Annotated in this window: 26 protein-coding genes and 1 riboswitch; of the genes, 9 read left to right on the top strand and 17 right to left on the bottom strand. The window is 53.4% G+C overall.

Annotation, left to right across the window (positions count from 1 at the left end; all coding sequences use genetic code 11):
• Window positions 1-27: 27 nt before the first annotated feature.
• A complete protein-coding gene (locus V3851_RS22135; protein ID WP_331848699.1) occupies window positions 28-1,551 on the bottom strand; it encodes a DnaD domain protein in 1,524 nt (507 codons plus the stop codon).
• A gap of 231 nt (window positions 1,552-1,782) precedes the next feature.
• Complete coding sequence (locus tag V3851_RS22130; RefSeq protein WP_331848698.1) at window positions 1,783-2,076, bottom strand: YuiB family protein; 294 nt, start codon at window positions 2,074-2,076, stop codon at window positions 1,783-1,785.
• Between the two features lie 214 nt (window positions 2,077-2,290).
• On the opposite strand from V3851_RS22130, the gene hemQ reads away from it, so the two are divergent.
• Complete coding sequence (hemQ, locus tag V3851_RS22125; protein WP_331848697.1) at window positions 2,291-3,037, top strand: hydrogen peroxide-dependent heme synthase; 747 nt, start codon at window positions 2,291-2,293, stop codon at window positions 3,035-3,037.
• A gap of 96 nt (window positions 3,038-3,133) precedes the next feature.
• Here hemQ and V3851_RS22120 read toward each other — a convergent pair whose 3' ends face one another.
• On the bottom strand, window positions 3,134-3,388 hold the full coding sequence (locus V3851_RS22120; protein ID WP_331848696.1) for a hypothetical protein: 255 nt from the start codon (window positions 3,386-3,388) through the stop codon (window positions 3,134-3,136).
• Between the two features lies 1 nt (window position 3,389).
• Window positions 3,390-4,583, bottom strand: coding sequence for an NAD(P)/FAD-dependent oxidoreductase (locus V3851_RS22115; RefSeq protein WP_331848695.1), 1,194 nt, complete (start codon window positions 4,581-4,583; stop codon window positions 3,390-3,392).
• A gap of 417 nt (window positions 4,584-5,000) precedes the next feature.
• Here V3851_RS22115 and V3851_RS22110 point away from each other — a divergent pair, with 417 nt between their 5' ends.
• Window positions 5,001-6,002, top strand: coding sequence for an NAD(P)/FAD-dependent oxidoreductase (locus V3851_RS22110; RefSeq protein ID WP_331848694.1), 1,002 nt, complete (start codon window positions 5,001-5,003; stop codon window positions 6,000-6,002).
• A 385-nt stretch (window positions 6,003-6,387) separates the two neighbouring features.
• Here the strand turns inward: V3851_RS22110 and sda are convergent, their stop codons facing one another.
• Together sda and V3851_RS22100 are read right to left on the bottom strand one after the other, a co-directional pair.
• Complete coding sequence (sda, locus tag V3851_RS22105) at window positions 6,388-6,528, bottom strand: sporulation histidine kinase inhibitor Sda (protein WP_331848693.1); 141 nt, start codon at window positions 6,526-6,528, stop codon at window positions 6,388-6,390.
• A gap of 271 nt (window positions 6,529-6,799) precedes the next feature.
• Window positions 6,800-7,465 (bottom strand): YheC/YheD family protein, encoded by a 666-nt coding sequence (locus V3851_RS22100; protein ID WP_331848692.1) that lies wholly within the window; start codon window positions 7,463-7,465, stop codon window positions 6,800-6,802.
• Between the two features lie 169 nt (window positions 7,466-7,634).
• Between V3851_RS22100 and V3851_RS22095 the strand changes: the two genes are divergently transcribed.
• From V3851_RS22095 to V3851_RS22080, 4 genes are all read left to right on the top strand, one after another.
• A complete protein-coding gene (locus V3851_RS22095; RefSeq protein ID WP_331848691.1) occupies window positions 7,635-7,844 on the top strand; it encodes a hypothetical protein in 210 nt (69 codons plus the stop codon).
• A 157-nt stretch (window positions 7,845-8,001) separates the two neighbouring features.
• The gene (locus V3851_RS22090; protein ID WP_331848690.1) at window positions 8,002-9,201 is read left to right on the top strand and encodes an AI-2E family transporter; all 1,200 of its coding nucleotides are present in this window, start codon (window positions 8,002-8,004) and stop codon (window positions 9,199-9,201) included.
• Window positions 9,202-9,449: 248 nt separating this feature from the next.
• A complete protein-coding gene (locus V3851_RS22085) occupies window positions 9,450-11,225 on the top strand; it encodes an ABC transporter ATP-binding protein (RefSeq protein ID WP_331848689.1) in 1,776 nt (591 codons plus the stop codon).
• Window positions 11,212-12,987, top strand: a complete 1,776-nt coding sequence (locus V3851_RS22080; protein WP_331848688.1) for an ABC transporter ATP-binding protein — start codon at window positions 11,212-11,214, stop codon at window positions 12,985-12,987. The genes V3851_RS22085 and V3851_RS22080 overlap by 14 nt, the downstream gene beginning before the upstream one ends.
• A 467-nt stretch (window positions 12,988-13,454) precedes the next feature.
• Here V3851_RS22080 and V3851_RS22075 read toward each other — a convergent pair whose 3' ends face one another.
• Window positions 13,455-13,811 carry a HesB/IscA family protein gene (locus V3851_RS22075; RefSeq protein ID WP_331848687.1) on the bottom strand — a complete coding sequence of 119 codons (357 nt, stop codon included), beginning with the start codon at window positions 13,809-13,811 and terminating at the stop codon, window positions 13,455-13,457.
• 201 nt (window positions 13,812-14,012) lie between these two features.
• Here V3851_RS22075 and mqnE point away from each other — a divergent pair, with 201 nt between their 5' ends.
• Together mqnE and V3851_RS22065 are read left to right on the top strand one after the other, a co-directional pair.
• Complete coding sequence (gene mqnE / locus V3851_RS22070) at window positions 14,013-15,119, top strand: aminofutalosine synthase MqnE (RefSeq protein ID WP_331848686.1); 1,107 nt, start codon at window positions 14,013-14,015, stop codon at window positions 15,117-15,119.
• Window positions 15,120-15,213: 94 nt separating this feature from the next.
• Window positions 15,214-15,459 (top strand): NifU family protein, encoded by a 246-nt coding sequence (locus V3851_RS22065; protein WP_331848685.1) that lies wholly within the window; start codon window positions 15,214-15,216, stop codon window positions 15,457-15,459.
• A 59-nt stretch (window positions 15,460-15,518) separates the two neighbouring features.
• Here the strand turns inward: V3851_RS22065 and V3851_RS22060 are convergent, their stop codons facing one another.
• The 7 genes from V3851_RS22060 to V3851_RS22030 form a co-directional block, all read right to left on the bottom strand.
• On the bottom strand, window positions 15,519-16,292 hold the full coding sequence (locus V3851_RS22060; RefSeq protein ID WP_331848684.1) for an SDR family oxidoreductase: 774 nt from the start codon (window positions 16,290-16,292) through the stop codon (window positions 15,519-15,521).
• 168 nt (window positions 16,293-16,460) lie between these two features.
• Window positions 16,461-17,327, bottom strand: a complete 867-nt coding sequence (locus V3851_RS22055; protein WP_331848683.1) for a MetQ/NlpA family ABC transporter substrate-binding protein — start codon at window positions 17,325-17,327, stop codon at window positions 16,461-16,463.
• A gap of 67 nt (window positions 17,328-17,394) precedes the next feature.
• On the bottom strand, window positions 17,395-18,063 hold the full coding sequence (locus tag V3851_RS22050; RefSeq protein ID WP_331848682.1) for a methionine ABC transporter permease: 669 nt from the start codon (window positions 18,061-18,063) through the stop codon (window positions 17,395-17,397).
• The gene (locus V3851_RS22045) at window positions 18,063-19,088 is read right to left on the bottom strand and encodes a methionine ABC transporter ATP-binding protein (RefSeq protein ID WP_331848681.1); all 1,026 of its coding nucleotides are present in this window, start codon (window positions 19,086-19,088) and stop codon (window positions 18,063-18,065) included. Before V3851_RS22045 ends, V3851_RS22050 begins: the two co-directional genes overlap by 1 nt.
• 109 nt (window positions 19,089-19,197) lie before the next feature.
• Window positions 19,198-19,348, bottom strand: a riboswitch (SAM riboswitch).
• Between the two features lie 114 nt (window positions 19,349-19,462).
• Window positions 19,463-20,179 (bottom strand): Cthe_2314 family HEPN domain-containing protein, encoded by a 717-nt coding sequence (locus tag V3851_RS22040; protein WP_331848680.1) that lies wholly within the window; start codon window positions 20,177-20,179, stop codon window positions 19,463-19,465.
• A 144-nt stretch (window positions 20,180-20,323) separates the two neighbouring features.
• Complete coding sequence (locus V3851_RS22035) at window positions 20,324-21,289, bottom strand: COX15/CtaA family protein (protein WP_331848679.1); 966 nt, start codon at window positions 21,287-21,289, stop codon at window positions 20,324-20,326.
• Between the two features lie 167 nt (window positions 21,290-21,456).
• Window positions 21,457-21,819 carry a thioredoxin family protein gene (locus V3851_RS22030; protein WP_331848678.1) on the bottom strand — a complete coding sequence of 121 codons (363 nt, stop codon included), beginning with the start codon at window positions 21,817-21,819 and terminating at the stop codon, window positions 21,457-21,459.
• Between the two features lie 140 nt (window positions 21,820-21,959).
• On the opposite strand from V3851_RS22030, the gene V3851_RS22025 reads away from it, so the two are divergent.
• Window positions 21,960-23,369, top strand: a complete 1,410-nt coding sequence (locus V3851_RS22025) for a DUF2515 family protein (protein ID WP_331848721.1) — start codon at window positions 21,960-21,962, stop codon at window positions 23,367-23,369.
• 31 nt (window positions 23,370-23,400) lie between these two features.
• Here V3851_RS22025 and V3851_RS22020 read toward each other — a convergent pair whose 3' ends face one another.
• Genes V3851_RS22020 through V3851_RS22010 form a run of 3 tightly spaced genes read right to left on the bottom strand, consistent with a single transcriptional unit; the run spans window position 23,401 to window position 26,320 of the window.
• Window positions 23,401-25,047, bottom strand: coding sequence for a putative polysaccharide biosynthesis protein (locus V3851_RS22020; RefSeq protein WP_331848677.1), 1,647 nt, complete (start codon window positions 25,045-25,047; stop codon window positions 23,401-23,403).
• Between the two features lie 23 nt (window positions 25,048-25,070).
• Window positions 25,071-25,550, bottom strand: a complete 480-nt coding sequence (locus V3851_RS22015; protein ID WP_331848720.1) for a DUF456 domain-containing protein — start codon at window positions 25,548-25,550, stop codon at window positions 25,071-25,073.
• A gap of 17 nt (window positions 25,551-25,567) precedes the next feature.
• The gene (locus tag V3851_RS22010; RefSeq protein ID WP_331848676.1) at window positions 25,568-26,320 is read right to left on the bottom strand and encodes a Cof-type HAD-IIB family hydrolase; all 753 of its coding nucleotides are present in this window, start codon (window positions 26,318-26,320) and stop codon (window positions 25,568-25,570) included.
• Between the last annotated feature and the right edge of the window lie 222 nt (window positions 26,321-26,542).

Raw genomic sequence — 26,542 nt, 5'->3', positions numbered from 1 at the left:
CTTACCGAATAGATGATAAGCCCGGGCTTATCCTTTTTTCTTGCTGGATTGCATCCGTTCGGCCATTTTGAGCAGTTCGGCGAATTCCTCTTCGGACACGCCCCGCTCGCCGCCCGTGCTCTCCACGATCGGAATTTCCGGCTTCGGCTTCGCGCCGCGGCCATTGTAACTCCGGCCGCGGCCGTTTCCGGCGGGCGCCGGCCCGGCCGCCGCCTTCTCCTTCACCTTGGCCTGGTCCCGGATATATTGAACAGCCTTCTCGTAAGTATTGATCTGCTTCATCAGCATGTTGGACGCGATCGCGTCGATAAAATTGCGGTTGATCCGTTGCTCGCCGCCGGTCGTCAACAGGCTCATCAAATAATGGATCAGCACATTGATGACTTCGCCCGGCAGCTTGTAATTCAAATCGATTTTCTCGAAAATATCGAGCAGATTGTCCGGCACCGCTCCCGGGAAAAACGTCTTAAGCAGCCGGGTATACGGCTCGTTCCGGAGCATCATATTGTACTGGTGAATATCGCATTTATTCATGAACTGAGGCGGAACCTCGACATAATACTCCATCTGCACGGCGATTTCTTCCGGGTGAACGCTGTCCTCCGGCTCCGCCGCCTCGCCCCGGATCGAAACGGCTTTGGCGAACGCCTTGTCCCGCTGCTCCCGGCGCCGCTTATCTTGGCGGAAGTGCAGATTCGCTTTGTATTGGAGCTCGTCCAGCAGCAGCGTTCCGCTCATATCGAACACGCCGTCTTCATCCAGCAGCCGGCATAAATCCTGCACGCCAAGATCGTATTTCCGGGCGACAAAATTGACGATGCCCATGCCTTCGGGATCGAAGCGAAGTCTTTCCACGAAGCTGCGGTTGGCGGATTCCCGCGGAAACCGGATGATGATGTCGGCATAATTGAGATCGTCCTCTTCCGGCTCCGTTTTGATCCCCGGCCGCCTTGCGACGGAGGTCTCGTGGATCGCCTGCTCCAGCTCATAATCGATCGAATGCGTGTTTAACTCGAATATCTCGTAAAACGGTACCGATATATTCTCTTTATTGTAAGCCAAACCGTATATATCCCCGGGCTCGGGGCAAAAAAACCGCTCCCGCAGCGACAACAGCGCGAATTTACCGATCTTGTCGCGAAGCAGCAGCGTCAGATGCTGAGTACGGAAAAATTCATCCGGAGACAGCGGCGGCTGAAGCTCATATTCATACAGATAATCATCGCCATCCGGTATGTATAAGCGGCTCGTTTGCAGAAGTCCGACGGCCTCCAGTTTGGATGTTTGTTCAATCAGTACGGAGCGGCCTTTCTCGCTCGGCTCCAAACCCATCGTCAAAAACAGGCTCCGCTGTTGTTCAATCGCGGAATAGCCGACCCGGTCCGCCTGCACCTGCTCCGTGAGCAATCGGTACAACGCTATGGCCAGCGCCCCGACCATCGGCTGATAAATCAGTCCGAGCATCTTATTATCCACAGGGCTAAGAGAGAAGTCCCGGTATACGCAATAGCGGTGATTTTCGGTATAATGCAGCAGGTTGTTCATGCGCACGGCTTAAACGCTCCCTTCCCTTTCATGAACATTTAGACTTTCTCTATTCTATCATAAATCCTTCAACCTCGAATCGTTAAATCCCTACAAAAAACGCCAAAAATTCTCTTCCCTCACCACGGCAGGCGGGAATGCTTGCTTTTTGGCATCCTCGCTTTTTGTCGGCAGACAAATAAGCCCCGGACGACCCCGTCCGGAGCTAGTACTATAGCTGTTGCAGTGTTGAATATATTAAAACATTTTATAACCGCCGAGCCGCAGCTTCTTGATCGTCCACCCGCTTAACACCGCGCCCGCCAGCCCCGCCAGGGCCGTCAAGTAATCAACCACGCGGAAGGATGCGAGATAAGCGCCGAACCCTAGTTCATGGTCCCACAAGCTGTATACGACGATCGGCAAAATGACGATCACAAATATGTAAGCCGGAAACCAGGTTGTCTTCATAAGCATATTAAGAATAAATCCGATGCCGAACATCATCACGAAAAACAGAACCATCAGCACCAAAACGATCAGCCAGCCCAACCTCGTTCCCCACCTTTCCATCATTTCCACTATAACATATATCACAACTTCAAGAACTAGTAGATAGTTTACTAAAAAATATGTTGCGAATCAATGAACTTATCCTGAAGAAACGATGAATCTGTTTGCTCCAGATTTCACAGTACGATACAATAAAAGAGCATCCGGCATTTTTGGAGAAAAGAACAACCTTACGATTTGGGAGTGATTATACATGAGCGAAGCAACATCCACGTTGGAGGGCTGGTATGCCCTGCACGATTTCCGGTCCATCGATTGGACGGCCTGGAAAGCGGCCGACGACGAGGAGCGCGCGGGCGCCCTGGAAGAGCTGCACAATTTCCTGCAGGAATGGAATGTCCTCGAACAAAATAATGAGGGCAGTACCGCCGTTTATTCCATTGTAGGACAGAAGGCTGATTTTGTGTTCATGCACCTGCGCGAAACTCTGGAAGAGTTGAACGCCTTGGAGAACGCTTTTAACAAAACGGATTTCGCCAAATATACGATCAAGGCCTATTCTTACGTCAGCGTCGTGGAGCTGAGCAATTATCTCGGCTCGGGAGACGGCGACCCGAAGGCAAATCCGGCCGTGCTGGCCCGACTGCAGCCGATTTTGCCGAAATCGAAATATATTTGCTTCTATCCGATGAACAAGAAACGCGACCTTAGCGACAACTGGTACATGCTGTCGATGGAAGAGCGCCGGGAAATGATGCGCAGCCACGGACTGATCGGCCGCAGCTACGCCGGCAAGGTGAAGCAGATCATTACCGGTTCCGTCGGGCTCGACGACTGGGAATGGGGCGTGACGCTATTCTCGGACGACGCCTTGCAATTCAAGAAGCTGGTCTATGAAATGCGCTTCGACGAAGTGAGCGCCCGCTTCGGGGAATTCGGCTCCTTCTATGTCGGCGGCCTGCTGAACGAGCAATTGTTCGAGGAAATGCTTAAACTGTAATTGCAACCCAGGCTAAAACACAAACGAAAAAGGCTGCCCATTCCTAATTCTTAGATCAACGGATGGACAGCCTTTTTATTTTTAAGTCGGGTATACTTACGATTCATCCTCATCCTGCATCTCGCGCAGCGATTTGAGAAATTCCTCGGTCGCGCGGTCGCGATCCCGGCTCTTCTCCTTCAAGCGCTCGATTGCCGGGAGGATCAAAATATCGACTTCCTTCTGGACGGTATAAGCCAGGTCATACTGCAGCTGGGACTCCAGATAAGATCCGACCTCCATCAAGGCGTTATAGCGGTCCAGCTCGCTTCTTGTCAACAGCCCCCGGACTTGTACACTGCAGTGCCGCATTTTACAGGAATCTGCCTTTTTTCAAGACGAGAGGAATCCCGCCGATAATGAACAGATAGCGGATATCCACCATCTTCTTAAGCTGGGCGGCCACCCAGCCCTTATACTTCTTGCCGAAGGCCGAAGCCACCGCTTCACCCTTGCCGAGAGAAGCGACAGTGCCTTTGTTGCTGAACACGAACTTCTTCAGCTCTTTGCCGCGGATCGACGCCACGACATTTTGCGCGCAGATGACGCCCTGCTGCATGGCGATTTGCGCCGTAGGCGGATAAGGCCGGCCTTCCGGATTGAACATCAGCGAATTGTCGCCGATGATAAACACATGGTCATGCCCCGGGGCGCGCAAATAATCGTCGATCTTGACGCGGCCGCGGGATGTTTCAAACCCGGCCGCTTCGATCAGCCGGCTGCCGCGGATCCCGCCGGTCCAGACGACGGTGGCGGAGCGGATCTCCTCGCCGGTCGCAAGCATCACCCCGTCCGGCGTGCACTCCTTGATGGCGACGCCGATCTTGAACTTCACGCCTTTCTTCTCAAGCACGTTTACGGCATACTCCACCAGCTCTGGATCAAAGCCCGGCAGCACGGTTGGAGCGGCCTCCACGTTATATACATTCACCATATTAGGATCGACATCGTATTCTTTGCACAGTTGAGGGATACGGTCGGCCAGCTCGGCAACGAACTCGATGCCGCTGAAGCCCGCGCCGCCCACGACAAAATTAAGCCGGTCCGTCCGGCTCTCATCCGCTTTGAACAAGGCAAACTGGTATTCGATATGCTGGCGGATCAAGCGCACCGAGTTGACGCTGCGGATGGTCATGGCATATTCCGACAACCCCGGAATCCCGAACGATTCCGGTTCACCGCCGAGTGCGATGATCAAATAATCGTAGGATAGCGTTCCGTCCTGGAGTACCACTTTTCTGTCCGCGAGGCGGATTTCCTGAACATTCGATTTGACAAGGTCAATTTTGAATTCGTCGATCAGTTTCGAAATCGGTACGCGCGTATGCTCTATAGAATCGGTTCCGGCGGCCGGCATATGCAAATGCGTTGTAAAGTAATGATAATCGTGCCGGTTGACCAGCGTTACGTCGGCTTCATTATAATTCAGTTCTTTTTGCAGCCGTTGCGCAGTCAAGATACCGCCATATCCCGCTCCAAGAATGACGATTTTAGGTATGGTACTCATCAGGCTTGTTCTCCTTCCGGGTTTGAAGCTCTATATTTATTATAAACAAATCCTCAATGTGAAAATAAACACATAAAAAAAGAGTCTCCACCTTACATCTTTTATACGTCTTTTTCTTATTTTTGCGACATTTGTCACAATTATTTTAAACGGTTAGAGGATAATTATCAAAAAAATACACACTATGATCACAAATGTGCTTATTTCGTCACAAATAAGTGTGCATACATTTGAATAATATCGGCTTTTGTATAAAAGATCAAGTCTTATTTTACGCCCAATTCCGCGATTTTACAGGCTTTCCTGACACCAAGTTTGACAATATTTGGTCTGCTTTGCAAGGGAGGAATTGATGGCTATAATAAAGTAGAAATGACAATATAAAAAGTTTTGTAAATCAACCGGAGGTGTTTACCTGTGTCATCCCAACCAGCAAGCGGCGAGTTCACCGACCTGCTCATTATCGGCGGCGGGCCGGCAGGCATGTTTGCCGCTTTTTACGGCGGAATGCGGAAAGCATCCGTGAAGTTAATTGAAAGTATGCCTCAGCTAGGGGGACAGGTCGCTGCCCTTTATCCTGAGAAATATATTTACGATATCGCCGGCTTCCCCAAGATCACCGGCCAGGAACTGATTCATAACTTGCATGAACAGCTCAAAATGTTCGACCCGGATATTCGTCTGGAAGAAAAGGTGCTATCCATCGAGAAGAAAGAGGAACGCCATTTCGTCGTCACGACGGACAAGGGTGTGCACTATGCCCGCGCCCTGATCGTTACCGCCGGGGTCGGCGCATTTGAACCGCGCCGTTTGGAAGTGGAAAATGCGGAGAAATTCGAGAAAGCCAACCTTCACTATTTTGTCAGCGATCTTAGCAAATTCCAGGGCCGCCGCGTACTGATCAGCGGAGGCGGAGACTCCGCCGTCGACTGGGCGCTCATGCTCGAGCCGATCGCCGAACAAGTTACGCTGATTCATCGCCGTGACAAATTCCGCGCTCATGAGCACAGCGTCGAGAACCTGATGGCCTCCAGCGTCCAAGTCATCACTCCGACGGAGATTACGGGACTGCACGGGGAAGACAACATCGAGCGCGTTACCCTTTCGCATGTCAAGACGCAGGAGACGCAGGAAATCGAAGTCGACGATGTGATCGTCAACTTCGGGTTCGTCTCCTCGCTCGGCCCGATTGCGGAATGGGGACTTGAGATCGAATCCAACGCCATCGTGGTCGACTCCCGGATGGAGAGCTCGATTTCCGGTATTTTTGCGGCGGGAGACATCACCACGTATCCCGGCAAGCTCGATCTGATCGCCGTCGGCTTCGGCGAAGCGCCGACCGCCGTCAACAACGCGAAAGTATACATCGATCCGGACGCCAAATTGTCGCCGGGACACAGCAGCAACTTGAAGCTGTAAAACTTTGCGGCCTTCATATAGCCTAGCATGAGTTGAAATAAAAAGGGGTATCTTAACTTTACGCAGGAAAACCTTGCTGTAAAGGAGAGATACCCCTTGTCCTATATTTGCCCGTTATGCAACGGAATGGCCCCACTGACCGCCACCTGCCCCGACTGTGGATACGTTCTGGAAAACGCCGGGAAAAAGGAGGATTATGCCGGGCCTTACAGCCCCTACGGTTCAGCGGACCAATATACGTCGGTATATACCGCTAATGCTCCTTCCGGCTGCGAACATGTCGTTATGTGCCCGCATTGCCATGAAGCTTATATATATCATGTCAACGCTTGGGAAGCGCCTTGAATATGAGCTTGTCCTGCATAAATCGCCGTTTCCGTTAATCCTAATGCAAAACGGGCGGTTCCGTTATCAGTTCACGTCGATGGATCTCTGCCAACAGCAGTGCGATGAACTCCCGGTCCAAATCCAGCAGGGTAGCCATATGATAGGATTCAAGCAGCAACTCGTCTGTCAACATCGCCATTAATCACACATCCTTTCTATATTTTTCCTCATCATAACAAGAAACCACTTGTAGAACAAGCGTTCCTCTTATCCACAAAAGGCTGTGGAAATCCTGTGAATAACTTGTTAGTAAATTTGCTCGTTCATTGTAGAATAAGCTGGGATAATGTGGATAAAAGTTATTCACAGGATTTTTTTCGCCCTGATTCCGTAAAAATTTTTTTTTGTAAACGGAAAAATAGTTGGCATATTCGCCGAACCTGTCAAATGTTGGAGCACCCTGCCGCCGTTTATTGCGGCCGCGTGTTGACTTCAAAGATCCATATTTTCCCGCCGGTGTCGATGCCATAATCAAATCCCAATTGGCCGATGCCCGGGAAGGACGACTCCAGGATGCCGATGCACGTATTCGTAAGATTGCGCATCTCCTGGCGCTTCTGGCGCCCGATTCCTTTTTTCCTGAACGACATGTTTAAGCCTTGTCTTGCGGTTAATTGGGTGCCGCCTTTGCACAGATTCGTGACGAACAGCCCCGGTCTCGCCAATCTCCCTACCATCGAACGGTATACCCAGCTTCCGCCCGTTTTTACCACCTTCACCCGGTAATCGATCGGACGCCCGCCGATCCGGGCCAAATGAATGCCCTGCTGGATCATATATTTGCGTTTGACCTTTACCCGGTTCAAAGCCTGAACCATCGCGTCAAAGCTGCGATAGCTTTTTTGGGCGGACATATAAGTGAACGCGTAAACCCCGCCTGCATATGTTACTTTTATGACACCATATCCGCCGCCTCCCCGCAGCGGTTTAATGACCACCATGCCAAATTGGTGAAGCATGCTTTTTAACGCCTCGGCGCTATACAAACGGGTTTGCGGTATGTGGGCGGCCACGCTTGCGTTGCTGAGTAACGCTTCCGTTTTCAACCACTTGTTGGCCAGTTGTCTTCCCGCCATGACACCATCCCCTTTCCGTTATAAAATATTCATACTCAAACGGCTTAGGGGGTTCTTGTATGTTTGTCCGAGGCGTAAGCCTGTTTTACTTCCTTCGCCCCGTTTTCAAATTGGACAAATTATCGTATAGTAAGGGCTAATAGGATATTCGCGCGGGAGGAGGATCCCTTTGAGCAATGAAGCGGCAATTTTTGAAGTGCTGTACTGGTTTGCGATGATCGCCATGTCATTGATGCTGGCCGCGATCACCGTCCTGCTGTTTATCACGGGGCTTAAATTTGCGAAAGGGCCGCGCAAGGGGCTCGGCGCAGGCTGCATCGTTTTTTCGCTCGCCGCCGCATGCATGGTCGTTATGATGGTGGATAAGCAATTTTTTTGAAGCCGGAGCGAACGGCCGGGGATTCATATCCTTTCGAAAAGAAGCGATATGAATCTTTTTTATTTTCAGTAACCTTTTCATAAAACTTTGAAACCTATTCAAATTATTGCGTAATAATATAGTAAGACACATAAACACCAAGGGGGGCTTTGCTTTCATGGGAAGCGCGCGCATATGGAGTGAACGTTTCAGGAAATTTTTTCTCGGCAACCGGTTCGTCATCTTTCTGTTGATCCTGCTGCTCATCGGCCTGAATATTATGGTACTGGGCAAAATTTCGTTCGTGTTCAAACCGGTGACCGTGCTGCTGAAAACCGTGCTGCTTCCGATCTTGCTGACGGGTGCAATCTATTATTTGCTGAATCCTCTGGTGGATTGGCTGGAGCGCAAAAGGATTCCCCGGGTCTATACGATTATCGCCCTCTATCTGCTGATTATCGGGATCATCGCGATCGTGGTTATTTCGGTTGTACCGATTGTGCAGAAACAGATCACCGATCTGATCGACAATTTCCCGAAATACAGTTATGAGGTGCAGCTGCAGTTCGAAAACATTATTGGAAGCAATTTTTTCCATCAGGTTCAGGAATCGACCGGCTTTAATCCGACAAAATTAGGGGAAACCATCTCCGAACAGGCCGCTTCGCTTTTGAACAATGCCTGGTCCGGGATAGGCGGTTTTCTGGGCGCGTTGAAAAATATCGTTCTTGCGATCGTGACCGTACCGTTTATTCTGTTCTATCTGCTCAAGGACGGCAAAAAGCTGCCGGGGTTCATCCTGCGGTACATCCCCGTTCGTCTGCGCAAAACGACCGGCCGCGTAATGTCGGAAATGAACGGACAAATCAGCTCCTATATCCGCGGACAAATTATCGTCAGCTTCTGCATCGGGGTTCTGCTGTATATCGGCTTTTTGATTATCGGCATGGATTATTCGCTGATCCTTGCCATCATTGCCGCATGTACCAGCATCGTTCCTTATCTGGGGCCGGCCATCGCCATCACCCCGGCGCTGATCATCGCGATCGTAACGTCTCCGTTCATGCTGCTGAAGCTGATCGTCGTCTGGACGGTGGTCCAGTTCGTCGAAGGCAAGTTCATTTCGCCGCAAATCATGGGGAAGTCGCTGCGGGTCCACCCGATCACGATTATCTTCGTCATCCTGACCGCGGGGAATCTGTTCGGCATTGCGGGCATTATCTTGGCCGTTCCCGGCTATGCGGTGCTGAAGGTCATCGTCAGCCATCTGTTCAAATGGTTTGAGCTGCGCTCCCATTTGTACGACGAGGAGAAGGCGGAAGGGGCCGAGCCGGAGGTGGAAGTCACCGTAAAGGTATCGGAACCGGAACAAAGGTAACGCAACATGCGCATATGACGCATCACTGCACTGCAAGGCGCTCGGGCAAAAACTGCCCGCAGCGTCTTTTGTTTTACGTAAAATCCGGGTCTTTCAGGCGGTCCTTAAATCGGCTGAAAAAACGTTAAATATTCTTTAGTTTTCATACTATCCGAAAATTTAATGTGTGATATAATCACGTTAGTTTGTCGATTGGGAGATTAAGGTTATCCAACAAGAAGGCACAACAATCAGAAGCAGGTGATCAGATGTTCGAACTAAAGTGGCTGTGGAAGAACCTGGAGGGAGACCGTACGCGGTACATCCTGGCGCTATGCCTCTCGGTGGTGGGCTCCTCGCTCACGATCGTGAATCCTTACATCGGCCAGCGCATCGTCGATACGTTTATCGCCAATGACAATGCGCTGCAGAATCTTACCGATGAGCGGGGGCTGCTGATCATGCTCTGCCTGGCGATGATCGGCTTTTCCCTGCTGCGTACCGGCCTGGCCTATTTGACAACGATGCAATACGAGCACTCCTCCCAGAATATGCTCTACCGGGTCCGCATCTATCTGTACAACAAGATTCAAGAGCAGGACATGAACTATTACGATCATAATCGTACCGGCGACCTAATGACCAAGATGACAGGCGATCTGGACATGGTGCGCCACTCCATGGCGTGGATTATCAAGACGATCATCGAATCGCTCACGATTTTTCTCGCCGCCGTCGTTTATTTTTTCACCATCGATGCCGTACTGACGCTGTGGCTGCTGATTCTGGCTCCGCCGATCTTTATCGTGGCCTATATCTTTGCCAAGCGTGTGCGGCCGATGTATGTGGATCTGCGCGAGCGGCTGTCCCAGCTCAATACGACCACGCAGGAGAACATCGCGGGCAACCGGGTCGTCAAGGCTTTCGCGCGCGAGGAATTCGAGGTGGAGAAGTTCACCGAAAAGAATGTCAGCTATTCCAAGGCGAACAAGGCCGCCGCGCTCGTCTGGCTCGATTATTTCCCGTACCTGGAAACCTTCGCGCAGGCTTTTAACGTCATCCTGATGCTGGCGGGCGGATTGTTTGTGATGAACGGCCGGATTACCTTCGGCGAGTTCTCGGCCTTCTCGGCGCTCATCTGGGCCGTTTCCAACCCGATGCGCAATATCGGCATCATCATCAACGATATTCAGCGCTTTTTCGCCAGCTTGACCAAGATTATCGAAGTTTATTACGCCCGTCCCGGCATCGTCAACGAGCACAAGCTCGTGGAGAAACGCCGCTATGACGGCAGCATCGAATTCGACCATGTCAGCTTCAAATACGGCGGTGTTCAGGTGCTGCATGATGTCAGTTTCAAAGTTCATCCCGGTGAAACCGTTGCCATCATGGGTTCGACCGGCTCGGGCAAAACAACGCTCGTCAACCTGATTCCGCGCTTCTACGATGTGTCGCAGGGCCGCGTACTGGTCGACGGCATCGATGTCCGCAAGCTTGAGCTCGATGAGCTGCGTGGGAATATCGGCGTGGCGACTCAGGATGTGCTGCTCTTCTCCGACACGATCGACGGAAACATCGCTTACGGCGATCCCGACCTGCCCGAGGAAGAGACGATCGGATACGCCCAACTTGCGGCCGCGCATGATTTCATCACCAAGATGCCGGAAGGGTATGACACGATCGTAGGGGAACGGGGCGTCGGCTTGTCCGGCGGACAGAAGCAGCGGATCGCGCTCGCCCGCGCGATGGCGGTCCAGCGTCCGATCCTCATTCTGGACGATACGACCTCCGCCGTCGACCTGGAAACCGAGGAGCATATCCAGAAAAGTCTGCGGGAGCTTGACTACCCTTGTACGAAGATCATCATCGCCCAGCGCGTTTCGACCACCGCGGAGGCCGACCGCATCCTGATCCTGGACGAAGGCCGCGTAATCGAGGAAGGCACCCATGCCGAGCTGCTGACGAAGCGCGGTTATTACTACGAGGTATTTATGCTGCAGAACGAGGGGATTGGAAGGCAGGTGACCGAGCATGGCACGAAATAGATTCGACATCGACGAAAATTTGGAGTCGCCTTTTGACATAAAGCATTTCCGCCGCGCGATGATATACATCAGACGGCAGCAAAAGCCGATGATTATCGCGTTCGTGCTGAGCGCCCTTTCGGCGGCCATCTCGCTCTCGGCGCCGCTGATCATGCAGCACGTCATCGACGTGACGATTCCGGCGAAGGACGCCCTTCCGCTGGTCGGCTGGTCGGCGCTGCTGCTGGTGACGATCGTGGTCAGCGTCTACTTGGCCACGATCCGCTCGCGCATGATGACCCGCGTCGGGCAAGATATCATTTTTGATATCCGGAGCGATCTGTTCAGGCATTTGCAACAGCTGCCGTTCAAATATTACGACGACCGCCCGCAGGGCAAAATTCTGATCCGGGTCGTCAACTATGTGAACTCCGTATCGGACGTGTTGTCCAACGGGATTATCAACTTTATTCTCGAAATCGTAAACCTGATTTTCATCGCCATCTTCATGTTCGCCGTGGATGTAAGACTCTCGTTCGTAATTCTGGCGGGGCTGCCGGTCTTCCTGAGCATCATGCTGCTGATCAAGAACAAGCAGCGGCGGGCGTGGCAGGCGGTATCGAACAAGAGCTCCAACCTGAACGCTTATTTGCAGGAGAGCATCAGCGGCATCCGCGTAACGCAAATTTTCTCGCGCGAGTCGCATAACGAAGGCATCTTTACACGGCTCGCCACCAATTTCCGCAAGGAGTGGATTACGGCCGTAGGGTTCAACACGTTAATTCCGTTCACCGTCGATAACCTGGCTACTCTGGTGACGACATCGATTTATCTGGTAGGTCTGCTGGCGCTGAATCCGGCGGACGTCACCTTCGGCGTCATTATTGCGATGAGCAGCTATGCGGCCCGCTTCTGGCAGCCGATCCTGAACCTTTCGCAGCTGTACAACAACTTTATCAACGCCGTCGCCTATCTCGAACGGATTTTCGAGACGCTGGACGAACCGGTGACCGTCAACGACGTGCCGGACGCGAAAGAGCTGCCTCCGATCGAAGGCCATGTGACCTTCGACGATGTCACCTTTGCCTATGATCCGGGGATCAACATTCTCGAAAATCTCTCCTTCGATATCAAGGCAGGGGAAAGCATCGCCCTCGTCGGCCCGACGGGCGCGGGCAAAACGACGGTCGTCAATTTGATCTCGCGCTTCTATAACTTGACCGGCGGCAAAATTCTCATCGACGGGCATAACATCTCGCAGGTGACGCTGAAGTCCTTGCGCAGCCAGATGGGCATCATGCTGCAGGACAGCTTCATCTTCTCGGGCACCATCCTCGAGAATATCCGTTACGGCCGGCTCGATGCCACCGAGGAAGAGATCATCGCTGCGGCGAAAGCGGTATGCGCCGACGAGTTCATCCGCGAGTTCGAGCAAGGCTACCAGACCGAGGTCAACGAGCGCGGCTCGAAGCTGTCGCAAGGACAGCGGCAGCTCATCTCGTTCGCCCGGACGCTGCTGGCCGATCCGCGCATCCTCATTCTGGACGAAGCGACGTCGTCGATCGACGCCAAGACCGAGCGGCTGCTGCAGCAGGGCCTGAACGAGCTGCTCAAGGGCCGGACGTCCTTCATCATCGCGCACCGTCTATCCACGGTGAAGAACTGCGACCGCATCATGTACGTGTCCGACAAAGGCATCGCGGAATGCGGCTCTCACGACGAGCTGATGGCCCGCCGCGGCCTGTACTACCGTCTCTATACGGCTCAGAAGATGGAAGCGTAAAGCGGATATCACAAAAAGACTTTCATTCGGTTATTCGAATGAAAGTCTTTTTTATACCTATTGAAAAATGCCCTGGCCTGTGCCTTTTCTGATAACATTCGGGGATGACAGGTCATTCGTAATTTACACGTATATTAACACGTGCTAATATTTTTAATGTAAATTTCACCTATGGCCAGCGAAAAAGAGCGTCGAGATTGCGGCGCTTTTTCCTGTTATTTTGACAATGAATCTCTCCTTTCTTTCAGCGACCGCGAAATCAAGCGCACGACATAATAAAACGGCCTCCCATACGAATAATCGCAAGATTACACGCATAGAGGCCGTGATTCTCAACCCTAAGCTATTTGGGATTGTTAATTGCACAATTCCGGGTTGATAACGCTCAAGTTAGTGGCTCTCGGTATTAGCTTCCGTTCAGATCAACGGAAAGGAAAACCGGAAAACCCGCGCTGTTATTGCGTTTCTCAATCGCAAACTTCCGGGCGCCCTTCCTCGTCGCGCATGCGGAACGATTGGCCGCAGCCGCAGGAAGCGATCGCGTTCGGATTGTGGATGGTGAAGCCGCCGGACATGCCGGACTCCTGAAAGTCGATTTCGAGCCCATTCAGATAACGTACGTCGTCTTTAGTAATGACGACTTTAATTCCTTTCACGTCAAGATAAACGTCGTTCTCGTCTTCCTGATCGTCCAGGCCCATATTATATGAAAAACCGCTGCATCCTCCGGGATTTACACCAAGGCGGAGAAACATATCCGGCATCTCGGCTCCCGCAATCATATCCTTAATCCGCTCGGCGGCGCTATCAGAGATTTCAATCATCTTTAACCCTCCTCTATACTTTAAAGTATACCCCCAAACCGCACTTCCCTTCAAGTTGGTGTGATTTATCTAGCAGCGAAATTCAATTCCTCTCGTTCCGCTTGTTGTTCCTTTCACGATCGGGGTTTATAATAGTTAGGTGGTTTAAAATGCCTTATGGATGATCCGCAGGAACATCACAAGGAAACGGAGGTATCATAAATGATCACTGCTGTATCACCAAGCATCGATAAAAGAATGGCCGAAATTGTGGAAAAAGTAAGGCGGGGAGAGCGGCTCACCCTGGAAGACGGGGTATATCTATATGAGAGCGACGATTTGCTGACCATCGGTCAGATGGCGAATGAGGTCAACCTCAGAAAGAACGGCAAGAAGGTTTATTTCATTGAAAATATGAGCCTGTATTTCACTAATGTTTGCGAATCGCACTGCGCATTCTGCAATTTCCGCAAGGATCAGGGAGAAGAGGGCGCCTACACCTTGTCGGGCGAAGAAATGGTCGCTTACGTGGAGCAGCACATTACGCCGGGCGTACGCGAATTCCATATTGTCGGCGGGCATAACCAGCATGTTCCGTTCCAATACTATGTCGATTCGCTCAAAGCGCTGAATGAGCGGTTCCCCGACGTCACCATTAAAGCGTATACGGCCGCGGAAATCGAATTCTTCACCCGGCTTAGCGGCCTTAGCACCAAGGAAGTGCTGACGGAGCTGCAAAAAGCCGGGCTTCAATCGCTCACCGGAGGCGGCGCGGAAATTTTGTCCGACCAATACCGGGAAAAGATGAAGGTCGAAAAGGCGAATGTCGACCAGTACCTCGATGTACACCGCACCGCTCATCAGCTCGGGATGAAGACACACACGACCATGCTGTACGGTTCGATCGAATCGCATGAGGACCGGATCCGCCATATGCTGCAAATCCGCGAGCTGCAGGACGAAACCGGCGGTTTCATGGTATTCATTCCGCTGTCCATGCAGCCGCGTAACAAAAATGCCGGCATCATGCGGCGGAACTCGGCGTACGAAGATCTCAAGACGATCGCCATCAGCCGGCTCATGCTGGATAATATTCAGCATATCAAGGCCTATTTCATCAACATCGGCGTTCAGTTGACCCAGGTGGCGCTGACCTTCGGCGCTTCCGATGTGCACGGCACGATTTTGAAGGAACAAATCAGCCACGCGGCAGGGGCCTTGACTCCCGACGGCCTCACCCGCAAAGAGCTGGTCTGGCTCATTAAAGGGGCCGGGCGGATTCCGGTCGAGCGCGATACTTTCTATAATGAAATTGAAGTTTACGAATAAAGCGTAAATTCAAACTTTCTCCATTGGAGCAAATGCATTTAAATTTAAAGTTTTTTGTAATATAATAAATAGGAAAGGAAAGGAGTTGAAAACATTGAGCGAAAATGTACAAGATAAATTGTATGACGAAGTGGCCGAGGTGCTGGATAAACTTCGCCCGTTCCTGCAACGCGATGGCGGCGACGTCGAGCTGGTTGACGTGGAAGACGGTATCGTGAAGCTGAAATTGATGGGCGCATGCGGCAGCTGCCCAAGCTCCACCATCACCCTCAAAGCGGGGATTGAACGCGCGCTGTTTGAAGAAGTGGAAGGCGTGCAAGAGGTCGTACAAGTATTCTAATGATATACAGTTCAAGTCAAAACACGGTTCTCCGGCGCTGCCGGATGAACCGTGTTTTTTTAGATGGGTTTGATCCAGGGACGAATCGGATCAAGCCCGCCGGATATGTCCATAATATTGCCGGTTATAAAATCGGAATCGGGATGGCACAGGAACGAAATGACCCTGGCGATATCCTCTCCGCTGCCCGGCCGGCCGAGCGGAGTCTCTTGATCCGGCAGCCCGCGGGCTTCCCGGATGGAAATTTCCTTGTTCCGGCCGCGGATATCCCCGGGGCACACCATATTGACCGTGATGCCGTACGGAGCCTCCTCCACCGCGAGCGTCTTCGTAAAGGAGACCAGCCCGGTTTTGGCCGCGGCATATACCGCGCGATGAGGCCAGGCGCGGGATTCCGAGGCATGCCCGAAGCCGAAATGGATAATCCGTCCCCAGCGCTTATCGCGCATGCCCTGGAGCACCAGATGATCCAGCAGCATCGTGCCGACGAGATTGCCGTCGATCATCGCCATAATATCCTGCCGGCTGTAGTCGGCGAACAAACGGCGTTCCCGGATAAACGGCCCGGCATTGTTCACCAGGATATCGATGCTTCCCAAACGGCGGTCTACCTGTTCCGCCAAAGCCTCGATTTCCTCAATGCGCGAAATATCGGCGCGAACGGCGATGCACCGCACCCCCATCCCTTCAATCTCCGATTGAAGGGCGTACGCTTCCGATTCGCTATGTACGTAATTCAGAGCGATATGACAGCCTTGCTCCGCAAGCGTCAGCGCGGTTCTCTTGCCCAATCCTTTCGCGCTGCCCGTAATCAGGGCGACTTTTCCCGTCAACGTCCTTCTCCTCCTTACAATGTGCCTTCTATCCAAGTATAAAAGATTTAGAGCTTTCCCACAAACCATAAGGCACTCGCCGAACCGAACGGGAGGGCACAAAAAACCCGCTGCCTTTAAGGCAGCGGGTTTCCAAAAAGAAGGACAATATTACTTGAAGCCTGCTTCTTAAAATACCGGTACGAGTGCGCCGTTATACGTATCGTTGATAAAGGTTCTGACTTCGTCGGAAGTTAATGCTTTGGCCAGCTTTTGGATCGCATCGGAATCTTTGTTGTCCGGACGGGCGACCAAAATGTTGGTGTACGGCGAATCCTTATCCTCGATGAACAGTGCGTCCTTCGTCGGATTGAGATCGGCTTCGAGCGCATAGTTCGTATTGATCAAAGCCAGGTCCACTTCCTCCAATTGGCGCGGCAGCATGGCGGCGTCAACTTCGATGATTTCCAGGTTTTTCGGATTTTCGGTAATATCGCTCTTCGTTGCCGTGATACCGGCATCTTCCTTCAACTTGATCAGACCTTGCTTCTCAAGCAGCAGCAGCGCGCGTCCGCCGTTGGTCGGATCGTTCGGGATGGCCACTTTTGCGCCGTCCTGAATTTCGTCGACCGATTTCAGCTTCTTGGAGTAGGCGCCGAACGGCTCCACATGAACGCCTACAACCGGAACGAGGTCGAAGTTGTTTTGGGCGTTTTGCTCGTCAAGATAAGGCTGATGCTGGAAATAGTTTGCGTCGAGCTGTTTTTCATACAGCTGTACGTTCGGCTGCACATAATCGGTAAACTCTCTTACTTCGAGCTCTACGCCCTGTTCTTTCAGCGTAGGGGCAATAAACTTCAGGATATCGGCATGCGGCACCGTCGCGCCGACGACCAGCTTAACCGGTTCGGATGACGTTTCCGTGTTCGCGGCGTTGTTCCCGGCGGCCGGCGTATTGTCCGCGGCGGTGTTGCCGTTCTTCGCATTGTTGTTTCCGCAAGCGGCCAGGACCAGAACCAAAGCCAGCGTCAACAACGAGAATGTCCATTTTTTCATAACAGTATGACCTCCCAATAATTTTTTGAATAAGGATCGTGTAACTTAACTCTATATTTGTAGTTCCTTATTTCCGCGTAAAATAAATGACCAGCCGGTCTCCCAGCATTTGCAGCACCTGCACCAGAATGACCATGAAAATCACGGAGATGATCATGACTTCACTCTCGTAACGGTAATAACCGTAACGAATGGCCAGGTCGCCAAGCCCGCCGCCGCCGACCATCCCCGACATCGCGGTATAGGAAACGAGCGTTACCGCGGTAATCGTCATGCCCGCGATCAGGCCGGGCAGCGATTCCGGCAGCAGCACCTTGCGGATGACTTGGAAGGTCGTCGCCCCCATCGCGTGGGAAGCTTCGATGACGCCGCGGTCAACCTCGCGCAGCGCCGTCTCGACGAGCCGGGCGAAGAACGGAGCGGCCGCGATGACGAGCGGCGGAATCGTCCCTTCCACACCGGAGGACACGCCCATAATCGCCCGGGTAAGCGGGATGAGCGCCACGATCAGAATGATAAACGGCACGGAGCGGATAATGTTGACGATCAGGGACAATACCCGGTAGATCCAGCTCAGCACCGGTGAATTGGAGCGGGAAAAGATATATAACAGCACGCCAAGCGGCAGTCCGATTACGAATGTGAACAGGGTGGCATAGCCCATCATTTGCAGCGTGTCCACGGAAGCCGTGCCCATCTCGGACCAATCGATTTTGGAAAAATCCAAGCCTTCCATTACCCGATCACCTCCACATCAAGATCCCGCTCCCGCAGCAGCGCAAGCGTGCGTTCTACCTTGTCGTCGTCGCCCTCGAAAGAAACGGTAAGTTTGCCGTACGGCACATCCTTGATCGTCGAGATCGTCCCTTGCAATATCGCAAAGTTGACGCCCGTTTCGCGGACTACCTGGGACAGCACCGATTCATAAGTCTTGGCGCCCAGGAACGTGATCTTCACCAGCTTCGACCATTCCGGACGGGGGACCGATCCGGCCAATTTCAAGCTTTCCTCTCCGGTCGACCCCGCAGTATCGCGGTTGATAAACTCCCGGGTAACGAAGTGCTTCGGCTTCAGAAACACCTCGGTAACCGGCCCCTCTTCGACGATGCCGCCCTCGTGAATGACCGCCACCCGGTCGCAAATGCTTTGAATGACGTGCATCTCATGCGTGATCAGCAAAATCGTCAAGTTGAATTTCCGGTTGATATCGAGCAGCAGCTTGAGAATCGAATCCGTCGTCTGCGGGTCCAGCGCGGACGTCGCCTCGTCGCAGAGCAGCACATCCGGATCGCTGGCGAGCGCCCGGGCGATGCCGACCCGCTGCTTCTGCCCGCCGGACAATTGGGCGGGGTATTTGCCGCGATGCTCCTCCAGGCCGACCAAGGCCAGAAGCTCGGTTACTTTCTTTTGAATCTCCCCCTTCGGCGTCCCGATCAGGGTCAAGGGAAAAGCCACATTATCGTAAACCGTTGCCGACGCCAGCAAATTAAAATGCTGAAAAATCATCCCGATCTTGCGGCGCCGCTGCTGCAGCTCCCGCTTGCCGAGCTTCGTCATTTCGATCCCGCCGACCCAAACCTCGCCCTCGGTGGGGCGCTCCAGCAAATTGATACATCGGATCAAGGTGCTTTTGCCCGCGCCGGAATGACCGATGACGCCGAAGATTTCACCCTTGTTCACCGTCAGGTTCAGTCCTGATAACGCGGTGGTCGACTTCTTTTTGCCGCCGTATATTTTCGTTATCTGTTTGAGTTCAATCAAACGAGTTAGCCTCCTGTTTTTCTAGAAATAAAAATAAAATCTATCTACCATCTAAAAACAATAAAGAGCCCCGCAGATCCGAGGGCTCTCTTTACGTAAAGACAATGCCTTCTCATCTGCCAAAACCGGATGTGTTTGTGTCCAAAGCACCATCAGGTCTTGAAGGAATTAGCACCGTGACATTCGCCCCGGCTTGTACCGGAATTCGAATCGGTTGCTGGGCTTCATCGGGCCTTTCCCTCCGCCTCTCTCGATAAGAAAATATGAAATTTATGATGAACGTCAATTGCTAGCTGTAAACTATTTTTGAGTATAAGATCTTTGCGGGTTTTTGTCAAAGGAAAAATATATTTAATTCCGATCGGAAATATATTCTATTTCATCGCGACCTTTTTCCAGCGCTGGTTCGTGTATACGAACACCGTTTTCAGCGTTTCGCAGACCATCGTATAACCCCGTTCCAGATCAAGCAGATGCTGATCCAGATCCTCCAGCTCGATCTTCCCCTGCAAAGTCTGGTGCCGCTGCCACAGATCATCCTTCATCTCCGAATTCATATAATGGATCTCCGTGTTTCTGCGCCGGCGCAATATATCCAGCGATTCCTTGTACTTCTCCTTGATCGATACGAGCCGGTCTCCCAGCTCCTTATGTACATTCATATAGCGGAATTGGCGAAGCACCGTAAAGTAGGAGAAATGCGCCTTCACCTTCGACGTGTTGAGCTCGTACAGCTCGTTCAGCACCGTCCCCAGTTTATCCAGGATGGAAAACACGCGAATAAACCCGTCCTTGTAAAAAAACACGTACCGGGCATAATCCTCCCGCTCCGCCGGGTCCATATCTTCCACGGAATCGTGAACGACTTTCCGGCGAAAAAATGCCGACGCATGCAGGCATTGCTCCAATTCGTCGAGCGAAGAGATCAGACCGAGCGTCCAGATCTCCAGCTTCCGGAAATCGTGGGTCGGGTCCTGATGAAGCTCCGTCTCCTTACGCAGCAGCTTTGTCGTCATCACCATGGCGTCGATCGTTTCTCTAAGCAAGCCTTCATTTTGTCTCGGCGGTTCGCCAAGCAAGCTTCGCAGCATCAACATTTCCCTCCGCTTTTTCGCACGAACAGGGCCAGACGGTCTATTCGCGGATAACCTTATCTTATAACACTTCCCGATTCGCTCCGGTCTCATTCCCGGGTTCCGCTACCTGTCCTTGCGGTCGGCTCCGCTAATAAGGCTTCAGGAAGCTTGCCGATTACGGCCATTCTCCACGTCGCCTCCGGTACTTCTGCTCAGTTGCCAAGTTCTCACGCTCATGTAGCAAAGCACTCCGAACAGAGCGGCCAATACAATGATGTGGGCGAGAGAAGTAAACAAGTATACCTCGTAATTGTTCAGTGTAAACACAATGCCGGCACCGGTCAATACCTGCACGATGACCAAAATCGTCGCCGCCACGCCGAGCATGCGGATTTCCCGGTTCCCGGGGTGCTTTCTGTAGGCAAAATGGCCGACGGCGGCCACCATGATCAACAGCAGCGCCGCCGCGACCCTGTGCACGAATGCGATCCCTACGCCGCCCGACAGCTCGGGAACCAGTTCCCCGTTGCACAGCGGCCAGCCCGTGCAGCCCCCGGCGGAATCCGTATGGCTCACATACGCCCCGAGATAAACGACAATATACGTATAGGCCGCCGCAAACCAGGTCAGGTTGCGGAAGCTCTTGGAGACATAATATCGCGGAAGCGGCGGCACCTGCTTCTCTCTCGCTTCTTCCTCGCGGATGCCGAGCACGAGCATTACCGAGCTGGCGAACGCGATGAGGGAGAAGCCGAAATGCAGCGCCATTACGGCCGCGGAGGTTGGGTAGATCACCGCCATCGCGCCCATGAAAGCCTGAACGATCACAAATACAAGCGCGAGGAAAGAGTAAAACTGCAAGTCCCGGCGCTGTTTACGGTACATCCAAAAGGCTACGAACGCAGCGAGCGAAAGCAATCCCGCCGCTCCGCTGACCGCACGGTGCGAGTACTCGATCATTGAGGCCACCGTATGGGCGGGGACAAATTTTCCGTTGCACAGCGGCCATTCGCTGCCGCAGCCGAGTCCCGATTCGGTTTTCGTTACGACGCTGCCGCCTAATGTAGCCAGAAACATCACAAGGCAGGAAAAATAGCTGAGCCATTTTAATTGCTTCGTATTCAAGGTTTCTCACCCGCTATATCAGAGTATAGACCATATTTCATTATACCTGATCGGATAAGGGAAGGATAGAGAAACTGTTAAAGAATGTTCATTAATGCAAAACATCGCCGCCTGCTTTGCCAGGGGCGATGTGATTTTTTTCGTTTTATTTTCGGATGAGCAATAATTTAATCTCTTTTTTCCGGGGTATCATGCAGGGTATGGTATACATCGAGCGCCTTGTTCAGGAAATCCTCGATTTCTTCCCGCGTTTTGCGGAGCTTGTTGACGAAACGCACGAGTTCCCGGCCGTCCGCATAAGCGACGAAGCTAGGAATACCCAGGATGTTCTGCTCCTGGCTAACATCGCCGACCTTGTCCACGTCCACTTCGATCAAAGTGAGGCGGTCCGCATATTTCTGCTCGACCTCCGGCATGAACGGATCGATATACTTGCAATCCCCGCACCAGTCCGCTTTAAAAACCGCGACCACAAGGCTGCTGGATTGAATGCTCACATTGAATTCGGCTTCGTTTTGCACTTGTTTCATCGGATTCAGTCCTTTCCGGTTTCAATTTTGCCTTCCCCTTAAGTCAACCAAATGCCGGAGTGGAAGTCAAATAAATGGTCATACTTGTAATAAAAGAAGCGGAATTAGTAAAGGTTTCAAATAAGAAAGCGAGGTTGCTCATGAAACAACAACTCCCCCATGACCCGGACCCCCAGGGACAGGCCCCGGGCCTAAAAGATATACTCCGCCGCCTGCCTTCCGTCATCGGGGAAGCCGTCAAGGGCAAGGCCGCCGATATCGCCGATTCCAGCAAGCTGCGTGAGGATCGCGTCCCCCTGGACTGGAATGAGGCTTCGGCCCGTACGGTGGCCGCGGAAATCGAAGACCTGCTGCGGCGGGGTCCGGCGGCGAGAGCGCTGCTCGAGGGAAGCTGGAGCGAGCAGGACCTCGCCCTTGCCGAAGAAATCGCGCTTGCGACCAGCCGGGCCGGGAGCAGCAATATTACCCGCACCGAGGCTTATCTCGCTTGCTACCAGGCCTACCCGGAGCTGCAATGGGCCTTCCTGGCCCATATGGTGTCCCGGAACGCGGGCTGGAACATGACGGACCTCAGGGGCAGGCTCGCGGATTTGCTGGACGAGAACGATAAGCGGTCCTTTTACCGGTTCCTTGAACGCAGCAACGCGCTGATCTTTCAGGATGCGTATCCGCAGCTGATGCTGTACATGAAAAGCCGGGAGCTTGGATCAAGCCAATTCCATCTGCTTCCCTTTTTTCATGTCTCCCGGTTTATGCGCCCGTTCTGGGAACGGTTCTGGATCGACCGGGGCAGCGCGCTGCTGACGGTCGGGCTTATTATCAATGAGCAGAACTACATCGAAAAGCGGGTGATGCGCCACCCGTATTACCAAAAATACGCCGCCGACAAGGCCTCGTTTCACTTGAACAGCTTGGCCGGGCTGAATCAGATCGTGTTCCCGCTATGGGAGGAGGCCGCGGACGGAGATGAGGAGAGCGGGCCTCCGCAAGCGAGCGAGGGTGGCGACCGGGCCGGGGGCCGCCGCGTACGCCGTCTGGCGGGGCGCGTCGTGTCCGACTTCGGCAGCCTCGCCGACCGCATCGCGCTGGGCAAGGGCCTGTACGCGATGCTGATGGGCCTTCGCGCCGTGAAATCCGGCGCGCAACGCTTCGCCGACCGCGTGCCGCACAGCGGCTCGCGCGCAGACTATTGGCCGGAGCTGTTCACGGCCAATAAAGAAGAAGCTCTGACCTCCCCGGTACAGGGGTCAGAGCTTCTGGAGGGCGAGACGCTGCCGCTGGACGCGCGTCTCTACAGCCCCAAGCTGCTGGACGCTTGGGGCGACACGCCCTATGAGCCAATCACTCGCGAGGATTGGCTGAGGGACCACAGCGCGCTGGACGGCATCAGCGCGCCCCAGCCGCCGTACCTGTGCGACATCAGTCGCGAGCACCGCGGCGGCATCCTGAAGGCCGCACTCGCCCACGATGTCGCGGCCGGCGGCAGCGGCGCCGGGAACGCCGACGGCGGCTTGGGCGGCGGCGGTGACGACGGTGGCGGCGAGCTTTAAGCGATGCTTTGCTTGTCACAGCGATTTCGCTTTACTTGGCCGAACCCGATCCCGTCCCGCCGGAACGCTGCAGCCGCATCAGCGGAGACAAAATTTTGCGCAGCGGCGCCGGGTAACCGGACAGCTCGTCCTTACGCACGACGCGCATCAGGACAAGCAGCACCAGGTAGAGCACGGCAACGGCGACGCCGACGATGCCGCAGGTCAGGAAGAACGCCAGCCGGGCGGGCATGAACGAAACCATTTGAATCCCCGCCTGGTTGAGCCCGTATCCGGCTCCGATGAGCACGGCCGTGGTCAGCAGGAAGCCGGGCCAACGGCTGCCCATCAGCGAGAAAGGCACGATCTTTTTCATCGCCCACAAATTCAGCAGCGTGATGACGAGGAAACACAGCCCGGTGGCGGCAATGATGCCATAAATGCCCCAGAGCGGCGCCAGCGCGTAGCTCGCTGCCAGCTTGACGACGATCCCGACGATGACGTGAACCATCGACAAATACGGTTTGCCGACACCGAGCAGAATCGAGTTGCTCGTCATCATCGTAATCTGAAAGATGGTCATAAACGTCAGAAATCCGACGATTCCGCTGCCGTCCAGTGATTTGAACAGGAGGCCGTTGACGGAGTAGGCGGCCGTTCCGAGCACGATGACGACCGGCAGACCCGACAGGATGGAAATCCGCATCGCCAGCGTCACTTGACTGCGTAAGTGGGCTTCATCCTTCTTGACGAACGCCGCCGAGATGACCGGAATCAGCGAAGTGCTGAGCGCGATGGCCAGGATCGGCGGAATGCCGGCGACCATTTGCGCCCGCGAGGTCAGGAAAGCCAGCGCCTGCTCGGCCGCGTCCTCGCCGATATGGCCGATGAGCAGCGTTTTGACGATCGAGCCGTCGATGAAATTCACCGCCGAGACGGTCAAGGAAGTCAGTACGATCGGGATCGACAATTTAAAGATATCCATATAAATGCGTTTATAAGGAACGACCGGCCCGTTAGCCGCTGCATATTCCAGCGGCAGCTTGCGTTCATCCTCTTTGCGCATTTTCAGGCCGTAATACACCATTACGGCGAAAGCGCCGATGCTGCCGAACACGGTGCCGAACGAGGCGCCGGCCGCCAGCCAGCGGTCGGAATAACCCATGCCGTACATGACAAAAGCGAGGCCGATCGCCGTAATGACCCGCAGAATTTGTTCCATGATTTGCGAGACGCCCGAGGCCGACATATTGCCGCGCCCCTGCAAATACCCCCGCATCATCGCGATCGTCGGGAACAGCAGCAGGGCGGGGGCGATCGCCCGGATCGCCGTCGAGGCCTCCGGCACTTTGGCGATATTCGTGGCATAGTACGGGGCGATCAGGTAGAGGAACGCCGTAATCAAAACCCCGGATACCGCGCCGAACATCAGCGCCGCATTGTAAATCCGCTTCGCTTCTTCCGGCTTATTCAGCGCATAGCGCTCGGACACCATTTTGCTGATGGTGCTCGGAATGCCTGCCGAAGCGACCGTCAGCAGCATTAAATAAACATTGTTGGCAAGCCCGTAGGACGCGTTCCCTGTGTCGCCGAACACATGCTCCAGAGGAACCCGCTGAAACAGACCGAGCAGGCGGACCAGGAGCGCGGCCCCCGCCAGGATCAGCGTGCCTTTGATAAACGATTCTTTCTTGGACAACGAAAATTCCTTCTTTCTAAGAACTAAATAATCCAGATGATGAACACAATGATCATGGCGAGCTGAAGGATAATTTTCACGACGACGCTGCTGAACAGGCCGACCACCGAACCTACGCCCACTTTAAACGCTTTGCCCAGACTCTCTCCCTTGATCAATTCCCCGAGCATCGCTCCAAGGAGCGGACCCAGAACCAGACCGAAGGCCGGAATCACAAAAGGTCCGACGATGATGCCGATCGTGCTGAGCCATACGGACAGCTTGCTGCCGCCGAATTTCTTGACGCCCCAGGCCCCGACGGCGTAGTCCGCCACCAGCAGTGCTACGACGATCAAGGTTTGAACGGTCCAAAATACCCAGCCAAAAGGTTCAAACGAGAAAAACCACCCGTAGACGAAAAAAGCGGCGTATACGGCGAGAACCCCCGGCAAAACGGGGTACACCGCCCCTGCCATTCCGACGAGAAACAAACCGACCACCAAAATCCAGCCGAGCACAGCCACCATCGTTAGGCCACTCCTTAACTCAAAATATAATCGCGGATAATCAAGGCGATGCCGTCGTCATTGTTGGAGGCGGTCACCACATCGGCGTTCTCCTTCACCGCAATCTGCGCATTGCCCATCGCGACGCCGAGACCCGCCGCCTGAATGGCCGCCAGGTCGTTCAGGCTGTCGCCGACCGCCACCGTTTCCGACATGTCGAGCCCAAGCAACCCGCATACCGTGCGGATTCCGCTCGCCTTGTTGACGCCTGCCGGGTTGATCTCCAAATTATACGGGGAAGAATTCGTGATTTCCAACCCGCCGAGATCCTGCAGCCGCAGCATAAGCTGGTGGCGGATCCCGTCATCCTCGGTATGGTAGCCGAATTTCACCCACTGATTGCGCTCCAACAGTTCGGGTTTCCAGTTGGTCTCATTATAGCTTCCCTCTACGGAATACGCCCAGAACCAGATACCGTATTCTTGCGCGATATCGTACATTTTTGCGATGATCGCCTTATCCAGCAGCTCCCGGCGGTACAATTCCCGCGGCGATTTCCAGATCTCGCTGCCGTTTGCGGTGATCATCGGCGTGTCCAGCCCTAATTGTTTACCGAAAGGCGCGGCCTCGTTGTAACCTCTCCCGGTCGACAAACACACATGCACCCCCGCTTCAGCCGCTTTAAGAACCCATTTCTCCGTTTCCGGCGAGATTTGATGATTGTCGTTCAAGAGTGTCCCGTCCATATCCAACGCCAGCAATTTATACTTCAACAAATGATCCCCCATTCTGCTCCACTTCCGTTATAATCCGATAGCATAACGACATTTTAACATAAACCCCCTAGCCCAACAAAGACAGTAGCCGCACCGATACGGAAACCGCAAAAAAACAATCCCGGACAAATATCAAAAAACCTGGGGGGCAGCCCAGGTTCAATGGTTAATATATCGGCGTCGGAGTTTTATAACGGCATACGGAACTACTATCTCTTATTTCTACTAATTGCT

It is taken from the genome of Paenibacillus haidiansis, assembly GCF_036553665.1.
Taxonomy (GTDB): domain Bacteria; phylum Bacillota; class Bacilli; order Paenibacillales; family Paenibacillaceae; genus Fontibacillus; species Fontibacillus haidiansis.
Note: the sequence above shows the minus strand (reverse complement) of the source record. Positions and strands in the feature narration are given on the sequence as shown.

What these genes read in the sequence shown, in the direction of transcription:
- hemQ (WP_331848697.1), top strand. Translation starts at nt 2,291, where the DNA reads ATGAGCGAAGCAACATCCACGTTGGAGGGCTGGTATGCCCTGCACGAT.
- V3851_RS22120 (WP_331848696.1), bottom strand. Translation starts at nt 3,388, where the DNA reads ATGCGGCACTGCAGTGTACAAGTCCGGGGGCTGTTGACAAGAAGCGAG.
- V3851_RS22115 (WP_331848695.1), bottom strand. Translation starts at nt 4,583, where the DNA reads ATGAGTACCATACCTAAAATCGTCATTCTTGGAGCGGGATATGGCGGT.
- sda (WP_331848693.1), bottom strand. Translation starts at nt 6,528, where the DNA reads ATGGCGATGTTGACAGACGAGTTGCTGCTTGAATCCTATCATATGGCT.
- V3851_RS22100 (WP_331848692.1), bottom strand. Translation starts at nt 7,465, where the DNA reads ATGGCGGGAAGACAACTGGCCAACAAGTGGTTGAAAACGGAAGCGTTA.
- V3851_RS22090 (WP_331848690.1), top strand. Translation starts at nt 8,002, where the DNA reads ATGGGAAGCGCGCGCATATGGAGTGAACGTTTCAGGAAATTTTTTCTC.
- V3851_RS22085 (WP_331848689.1), top strand. Translation starts at nt 9,450, where the DNA reads ATGTTCGAACTAAAGTGGCTGTGGAAGAACCTGGAGGGAGACCGTACG.
- V3851_RS22080 (WP_331848688.1), top strand. Translation starts at nt 11,212, where the DNA reads ATGGCACGAAATAGATTCGACATCGACGAAAATTTGGAGTCGCCTTTT.
- V3851_RS22075 (WP_331848687.1), bottom strand. Translation starts at nt 13,811, where the DNA reads ATGATTGAAATCTCTGATAGCGCCGCCGAGCGGATTAAGGATATGATT.
- mqnE (WP_331848686.1), top strand. Translation starts at nt 14,013, where the DNA reads ATGATCACTGCTGTATCACCAAGCATCGATAAAAGAATGGCCGAAATT.
- V3851_RS22055 (WP_331848683.1), bottom strand. Translation starts at nt 17,327, where the DNA reads ATGAAAAAATGGACATTCTCGTTGTTGACGCTGGCTTTGGTTCTGGTC.
- V3851_RS22050 (WP_331848682.1), bottom strand. Translation starts at nt 18,063, where the DNA reads ATGGAAGGCTTGGATTTTTCCAAAATCGATTGGTCCGAGATGGGCACG.
- V3851_RS22040 (WP_331848680.1), bottom strand. Translation starts at nt 20,179, where the DNA reads ATGCTGCGAAGCTTGCTTGGCGAACCGCCGAGACAAAATGAAGGCTTG.
- V3851_RS22030 (WP_331848678.1), bottom strand. Translation starts at nt 21,819, where the DNA reads ATGAAACAAGTGCAAAACGAAGCCGAATTCAATGTGAGCATTCAATCC.
- V3851_RS22025 (WP_331848721.1), top strand. Translation starts at nt 21,960, where the DNA reads ATGAAACAACAACTCCCCCATGACCCGGACCCCCAGGGACAGGCCCCG.
- V3851_RS22010 (WP_331848676.1), bottom strand. Translation starts at nt 26,320, where the DNA reads ATGGGGGATCATTTGTTGAAGTATAAATTGCTGGCGTTGGATATGGAC.